The sequence below is a fragment of the Microcystis flos-aquae FACHB-1344 genome, from assembly GCF_014698375.1.
GTDB classification, from domain to species: domain Bacteria; phylum Cyanobacteriota; class Cyanobacteriia; order Cyanobacteriales; family Microcystaceae; genus Microcystis; species Microcystis aeruginosa.
The window spans coordinates 22,676-30,341 of the sequence record NZ_JACJSW010000205.1 but is presented as its reverse complement, the minus strand read 5'-3'; the positions used below and the strand labels follow the sequence as shown (position 1 = coordinate 30,341).

Here is a 7,666-nt window from a genome sequence, read left to right as displayed (position 1 = left end):
CAAAAATTGTTGTTAGGGTTAGGAGTCAGGAGTCGGTCGTCAGGATAATTAGGAATGAATAATAATTAACTAAGTAGTCTATTTAGATATTTTATGCTATTTAATCCTTATTTGTGCCGTTTTTGAACCCTCAAAGGCTCTTGTCTGAGTGCATGGGTGTCTGTGCTAACCAAGAAGTTAATTTTGTCCTACTACTGCTTGTTCTAAGGCTCTGCCTTGGAACATAATATATAAGTGGGGTTTCCCCATCACTATAAGCTGTTTTATTTGAGCTTGATAGCCCACCTCAACCTGATGGAGGTACAATTAATAGATCTCTGGTAAAAGTCCTAAATCCCTCAATCCAAAATCCAAAATTAGAAATCTTCAATTTCTCTGATTTATGCAAGAGGTATAATGTGAAATATCAAATTCAATTCAAGCCTAAAGCTATCAAAGACTTAGAAAAACTTTCTTCTCAAGATCGGACTAGAATTATGGCTAAAATTGAAGCAATGAAGGATAATTTACAAGGAGATGTCAAGCAATTAAAGAATTTTACGCCTAATTATCGCTTAAGGGTGGGTAACTATCGAATTCTATTTGAGGTTGAAGAAATCACTTTAGTGATTTATCGTGTTAAACATCGACAAAATATCTACAATTAAATTAAGGAGAAAACAATGATTGAATTACATCCTGAATTCTTAATCAAAAATGGCAAAAAAGAATTTGCTGTTTTAACTTATGAGGAGTTTATGAAAATTAAAGAAATCTTAGAAGACTTAGAGGATTTGGAAGATTTAATACAGGCAAAAGAAGAAGAAAAAGATAGTCAAACTTATTCTCTAGATGAGGTTAAGAAGATGCTAAATATTGATTGATTGCTTGTATCTTGCTTTAATTCTACTATTTCGCAGATGGGAAAAAATAGAGTTCCCCTTGTATCTCTAAATCCGGCTTGTTTTCCTACTTTTCGACAGTTTTCGTCTATTTCACAAGAATATACACAGTCATAACCAACGCTCTCGAAAGCTAATCTAAATCCTCCAATACCAGCAAAAAGATCGATAAATCTGAGTTTTTCGTTTGTCATTGCCAAATTATGACATCAAAGAAATTAATCAATGGGTGCGTTAACAAAGCGTAACGCACCCCAAAGAAATTACACCGAAGTTAAGGTTTTCTCCGCGCTAATTTGCGCTTCGGGACTATCCGCTTCCGAGGGAGGGACCACTTGCCAGAATTGACCGAGATAGCTATCCCAATTAGCTAAAATTAACTTACCTTTGGGGCTATTAGTGCGTTCTACATGGGCCTCAATTAAAGATTTTAACTGTTCCGCACCGGCAGCCGTGCCAACCCGTTGAATCTTGACAATTTCGGGGTTGAGTTTCTCCGGTAGGGACGGATCAAGGATATAAGCTAATCCTCCCGTCATCCCGGCGCCGACGTTGCGACCGACGGAACCAAGCACGACAATTACCCCACCGGTCATATATTCACAGAGGTGATCCCCGGCCCCTTCGATAACTGCTTTCGCAGTGGAATTGCGGACAGCAAAACGTTCACCAGCGCGACCATTAGCGTATAACACCCCACCGGTGGCCCCGTAGAGACAGGTATTACCGATGATAGCGTTATCTTCGGGCTGATAATTGGCGTTTTGGGGCGGTAAGATGACAATTTCGCCGCCGTAGATGCCTTTACCCACATAATCGTTAGCTTCTCCCTCTAAATGGAGATTGACACCGGGTAAATTAAATGCTCCGAAACTTTGACCAGCTGCGCCCTGGAAATTGAGCTTAATTTCGCCTTCAAAGCCATCATTACCGTATTTTTGGGCAATTACCCCCGCAATTCTCGCCCCGACGGAGCGATCGGTATTGACAATCCTGTAGGTTTTGCTGACGGTTCCCTGTTGCTCGATCGCCTGTTTAATCTCGCTATCGGCTAGAATTTCCTCATCGAGGACAGCACCGTTACTATGTACTTCCTCGTGCTGCAACCAAGAGCGATCGCTACGGCCATCGGGTAAATTCAACAAACAATCGAGATTGAGGGATTCTGTCTTAGTTAAACGAGCATCGGAGCGCACTTTTAACAGATCTGCCCGGCCAATCACCTCATTTAAACTGTGATAGCCTAATTTCGCCAATAATTGCCGCGTTTCCTCGGCCACCAAAGTAAAGAAATTGACCACATGAGCGGGAATTCCAGGAAAACGAGTGCGGAGACGTTCCTGCTGGGTAGCGACTCCCACAGGGCAATTATTCGTGTGACAGACGCGGGCCATGATACACCCCTCGGCAATCATGGAAATGGAACCAAAACCGAATTCCTCCGCACCCATCAGAGCAGCCATAAGGATATCCCAACCGGTTTTTAGTCCTCCATCTGCGCGCAAAATCACCCGATGACGCAGTTGATTTTCCATTAACATCCGATGCACTTCCGTCACTCCCAATTCCCAGGGACTACCCGCGTGTTTGATCGAACTTAGGGGTGATGCACCTGTACCACCATCGTGACCGGAAATCTGGATAATATCAGCGTTAGCTTTGGCAACTCCGGCCGCAATTGTACCGATACCGATCTCGGCCACTAATTTGACGGAAACTTTGGCCCGGGGGTTAATTTGGTGTAAATCGTAGATTAATTGTGCTAAATCTTCGATCGAGTAGATATCGTGGTGAGGAGGGGGAGAAATCAAAGTTACTCCCGGTTTCGATCGCCGTAACATGGCAATATAGGAACTGACTTTTTTCCCGGGTAATTGACCTCCTTCTCCCGGTTTTGCTCCCTGGGCCATTTTAATCTCTAGCTGTTTTCCACTCATTAAGTATTCGGGAGTGACTCCAAAACGGCCCGAAGCTATCTGTTTAATGGCAGAATTAGCCGTATCACCGTTTTTTAAGCCGTTTAGATGGGGCATAGTCACGGAATGTCCTTCTGCATCCACATCGCTTAAGCTGGTGTAACGGATCGGATCTTCTCCCCCTTCTCCGGAATTGGACTTACCTCCGATGCGATTCATGGCGATCGCTAGGGTTTCGTGTGCTTCCCGGCCCAAGGCACCGAGGGACATTCCCCCTGTGCAGAAGCGTTGCAGGATACTTTCGATCGATTCTACTGCTTCGAGGGCAATTGAGGCTCGATCGCTGTTAAATTCTAATAGATCGCGCAATGCAGTAACGGGTCTTTGCTGCAAGATTTGACGATAGGTTTCGTAATGGTCATATCCTTCACCTTGGGAGTGAGCGGCCACGGCTTTATGGAGTGCTTTCGCCATTTCCGGGGAATTCATGTGGTATTCTCCCCCCGGACGGTAGTTGACAAAACCGTAGTTTTCTAGTTTTTTGGCCGTAAGATTGGGGAAAGCTTTACTGTGGAATGCGATCGCTTCTTGGGCCACCTCAGCAATGCTTAAACCCCCGACGCGACTGGTAGTACCGTTAAAAGCTAGTTTAACTAAATCTGCCGATAATCCGATCGCCTCAAAAATTTGCGCCCCATGGTAGGAAGATAGGAGAGAAATACCCATTTTCGAGAGGATTTTCAGTAATCCCGCTTCTACGGATTTGCGGTAATTAATTAGGGCTTTTTCGAGGCTAATAGCTTCTAATTTGCCATTTTCCATCAATTTCTGAGTTTTTGGCTCGATCCACCACTGGGCGATCGTTTCTAACGCAAGATAGGGACAGACTGCGGAAGCGCCATAACCAATTAGACAAGCGAAGTGATGGGTACTCCAACATTGGGCCGTGTCGATCACGATGGAAGCTTTTAAACGCAAGTGTGAGCGAATCAGGTGATGATGGACGGCACCAACGGCCAATAAAGGGGGAATATAGCTAGTTTTTTCGTCAATAGGAGCAGTCCTGTCACTGAGAATTAAAATTTCCGCTCCCGATGCTACTTTCTTGGCGGCCTCAGCGCACAAATGAGCGATCGCGGTTTCTAATCCCCCCGGTCCGGTGGTCAGATCATAAAGGGTAGAAAGTTCGGCTGTTCTGTAGCTAGAGGTTTTAACTTTGGCTAATTCCGCATTATTGAGCAGGGGAGAGTCTAATTTCAGTAAATGTGCGTCATCAACCCCTAATTTAAGTATATTGCCCCGTCGTCCCAGATACATAGTCAAGGACATGACTAAACTTTCCCGTAAGGGATCGATGGGGGGGTTAGTAACTTGGGCAAAACGTTGTTTAAAGTAATCGTAGAGAAGATGGGGTTTACTGGAGAGGACCGCTAGGGGAGTGTCATCACCCATACAGAAAGTCGGTTCTTTTCCCTGTTCTGCCATGGGAACGATAATCATATCCACATCTTCGGCAGTATAACCGAAAGCGGTTTGCCTGGGAAGGAGATGACTAGGAGCGGGAATGTCTATCGCTGTTTCTTTGTCAATAAAGGTGCGTTGGGATTTCACCCATTCACCGTAGGGATTAGAGCGGGCAATTTCCTGTTTAATCGGCCAATTACGCTTAATTTCGCCTTTTTCCAGATCGACCGCGAGCATTTGACCGGGGCCGAGACGACCTTTTTCGATAATGGTGGTTTCATCGAGGGGAATAGTTCCCGCTTCCGAGGAAACGACGATATAACCGTTGTTAGTAATGCTATAACGGGCCGGTCGCAAACCGTTGCGATCCAAACAAGCGCCGACGATTCCCCCGTCACTGAATACCAGTAAAGCCGGACCGTCCCAGGGTTCCTGTAAACCGCTATAGTATTCGTAGAAGTCGATAATTTCGGGATAATCCTGTAAATCCGGCTGATTATTGTAGGCCTCCGGCACTAGGATCATAGCTGCTTCTAGGGGACTGCGACCGGTTCTCACCAATAATTCTAGGGCGCTATCGAGGTTATAGGAGTCGCTGTTAGCGGGGTTAACAATGGGAGTCAGGGATTGTAATTCTTCGTGGGTCCAACCTTGGGTTTCTAAAGCGGGTTCCCGGGCCGACATCCAGTTAATATTGCCCAAAAGGGTGTTAATTTCGCCGTTATGACCCAATAAGCGCATCGGTTGAGCGAGAGGCCATTTTGGTTGGGTATTGGTGCTAAAACGTCGGTGATAAATAGCGAATTGACTGCTATAGGCGGGATTTTGCAGGTCTAGATAGAATTCTCGCAGGATTTCGCCCCGTACCATGCCTTTATAGACAATGGTGCGACAGGAAAAGGAACAGAAATAGAAATCATCGGCCAGTTGCTTACCGACTTCAGAACGGGCAATATAGAGTAGGCGATCGAATTGAGAACCAGCTAAATCGGGGGAAGTAACCAGAATTTGCTCGACGTAGGGTTGATTTTCCCTTGCTTGTCTTCCGAGGACTTCGGGACGGACGGGAACAGCGCGCCAACCTAAAATCTTAATATTATATTTATTGACAATTTCTTCGATGTGTGCTTTAGCGTCGGCGCGTTCTTGGGCTGCTTGGGGAAGAAAGACCATACCCACCCCTAGGCGCTCAGATTCTGGCATATTTAAGCCATTTTCGGCGAACCAAGCAGCGAGGACATCTCTGGGGATAGCGGTCATCATACCGGAACCGTCACCGGAATCCTGATCGGCGCTGCAGCCTCCCCGGTGTTCCAAACAACCTAAGGCTAAAAGTGCCTGTTCAATCAGTTGATGGCTGCCAGAACCGCGCACATCGGCAATAAAACCGACTCCGCAAGCGTCCCGTTCCTCTACGAGCCATGGGGGACCCCAATAGGGATCGATTTGGTGTATATTGTCGGTTTTTAGGTTATTTTGTTGCGCCATAGAAGTTATCCTTAGGGTCGTTGTCTAGAAGGGTGGGATAGTTGGTCTGCTGAAAGGGTCAATCTAGAATAGAATTTTTTTTGATCTTGCCGTTTCGATTGTCGCTGATTTTTCCTAATTTTTGCCTGTTGCCGTCTTTATCTTGGCCGGTCTGAGGAATCACAGGTGATCTACCATGATATAGTAGCTCTCAGGAATTGTCATCGAAAATCCCCTGGATGGGGTGAAACACCCTGTTAGGTGCTTATTTGGGCAGAATATTGTCGGATTATAAATATTATTGGAGCAATGGGGTCAAATTCAGGACAAAACTTTAGCTAAAGAGGCAGGTAAATCGGCTAATTTTTCTACCACTGTCACCCCAGCTTCTTGAAAATGACGTAAGCTATCTTTTCTGGTATTCTTAGCGGCAACAGAGTAGGAAAGTTGGTTAGAAATAATTGTTTCTGTATCGCCGAAATTGGTTTCAATCGCTGCATTTAACCCCACAAGATAGGCAATCACTGGTTTTTCGAGCGCCGAGGCAATATATTTGGCTGCCTCGATTTCGGCCTTTCCCCCCACCTGACTGACGAGGAGAATTGCCTCGGTATTTTCATCTTCCTCAAAAACCTGCAACCATTGGGACAAATTGGAGCCAATAATGCCGTCAGTACCCAAATTTACCGCCATAGATTCACCATAACCCGCTGCTGTTAAAGTTTTCGCCACTTCATCCCCTATGCGATCGCCGCGGGTGATCAGACCGATTGTCCCCGATTGATAAAAATTCGGTTCACAAATACCCAACCAAAGATAATTGGGAATAATTACACCCTGGCTGCCAGGTCCGAGAATTAATGTCCCGGTGGTACTAGCTATCTTTAATAATTCCACCAGATCCAAGGGGGGAACTCCGGGGGTGACGATAATTAATTGGGGAATTGCTGCTGCGATCGCTTCTAAGGCCGCATCTAGGACTTGATTGGGGGGGACTAAAATTAAACTGGTTTGGATTTCTCCCGTTTCAGCAACGGCCTCGGCCACTAGATCAAACACTGGTATCTCTGCGATTATCTCACCACTGCAGCCACTAGCCACCCCCGCTACTAAACAGGTTCCCTGAGCTTTCAATCGTGCCGCATAATATTTGCCTAGGGGTCGATCGATCCCTTGCATAATTATCTGATCTTTATCTGTCCATTTCATATATTAAGTGTTGGGAGTTGTTTCAGTAATCAGTAAACAATAATCAGTAAACAGTAAACAGTAATCAGTGAGACACTGTTGATGGGAGTTTTTTTCAGTGGTCAGTAAACATTAAACAGTAATCAGGTTCTGAAGGCAAGAGTCACTCATGCAAGAGGCAAAAGAAATGTCTCACGTCTGACTCACTGTCTCACTTTCTTCTCCTCCCTCTTCTGCGGTTCGACAAGCTCACCGTCCACTCTGGCACCAGATTCTTTGCCATCGAGAATTTCTCGTCCTTTTTTCACCATTTCTTGGTTAATTTTGTTAAGGAGATTTAAGTTAATTCCTTTCCGAAAATGTACCATCATTTTGGCATCAAAGGGGACTTCTATTTGATAGTTTTTTAGCCCAATAAAACACTGGAGATAAGGGTTTTCCCTAACTTGTTCGATGGTTTCTCTATCACTTATTCCTAATCTTTATTGAATAATTAATAATGCCAATGCCACCCTAAATGGTAAGGCGGGGATTCCCTTATTTTCAGGGAAGCTTTTTGCGTATTCTTCTTCAAATTTTTCCCAGGGAATTATAGTCATTTCAATTAAGATTGAGAACATCAATCCCAGAGTTCATAAGGGTTTAACTGGTCTAGAGTGTATCAGACTTATCTGAAATGACTATAAGTTGGTCATAATAACTACGGCGGATTCAGGATTGGTCTGGTACATTCTCCACTAAGGAATTAGC

Annotated in this window: 5 protein-coding genes and 1 pseudogene; 2 read left to right on the top strand and 4 right to left on the bottom strand. The window is 45.0% G+C overall.

From position 1 onward, the window contains the following. Positions 1-398: 398 nt before the first annotated feature. Positions 399-647, top strand: a complete 249-nt coding sequence (locus tag H6G48_RS21260; RefSeq protein ID WP_002751000.1) for a type II toxin-antitoxin system RelE family toxin — start codon at positions 399-401, stop codon at positions 645-647. Positions 648-662: 15 nt separating this feature from the next. Further along, entirely contained in the window at positions 663-863 is a 201-nt protein-coding gene (locus H6G48_RS21255; RefSeq protein ID WP_012265925.1) for a hypothetical protein, read from the top strand. On the opposite strand, the gene H6G48_RS21250 is transcribed toward H6G48_RS21255, so the two are convergent. The 4 genes and pseudogenes from H6G48_RS21250 to H6G48_RS26555 form a co-directional block, all read right to left on the bottom strand. Then, positions 821-1,075, bottom strand: coding sequence for a DNA cytosine methyltransferase (locus H6G48_RS21250; protein WP_002781599.1), 255 nt, complete (start codon positions 1,073-1,075; stop codon positions 821-823). The genes H6G48_RS21255 and H6G48_RS21250 overlap by 43 nt on opposite strands. A gap of 69 nt (positions 1,076-1,144) precedes the next feature. Then, positions 1,145-5,749, bottom strand: coding sequence for a glutamate synthase large subunit (gene gltB, locus H6G48_RS21245; RefSeq protein ID WP_190723100.1), 4,605 nt, complete (start codon positions 5,747-5,749; stop codon positions 1,145-1,147). Between the two features lie 300 nt (positions 5,750-6,049). Beyond that, a complete protein-coding gene (locus tag H6G48_RS21240; protein WP_190723099.1) occupies positions 6,050-6,937 on the bottom strand; it encodes a succinate--CoA ligase subunit alpha in 888 nt (295 codons plus the stop codon). A gap of 278 nt (positions 6,938-7,215) precedes the next feature. Further along, positions 7,216-7,512: pseudogene (locus tag H6G48_RS26555) on the bottom strand (transposase); the annotation flags it as partial. Positions 7,513-7,666 lie beyond the last annotated feature (154 nt).

Excerpts from the sequence above, each read along its gene's own strand:
- H6G48_RS21240 (WP_190723099.1), bottom strand. The coding sequence starts at position 6,937 with ATGAAATGGACAGATAAAGATCAGATAATTATGCAAGGGATCGATCGA.
- H6G48_RS21255 (WP_012265925.1), top strand. The coding sequence starts at position 663 with ATGATTGAATTACATCCTGAATTCTTAATCAAAAATGGCAAAAAAGAA.
- H6G48_RS21250 (WP_002781599.1), bottom strand. The coding sequence starts at position 1,075 with ATGACAAACGAAAAACTCAGATTTATCGATCTTTTTGCTGGTATTGGA.
- gltB (WP_190723100.1), bottom strand. The coding sequence starts at position 5,749 with ATGGCGCAACAAAATAACCTAAAAACCGACAATATACACCAAATCGAT.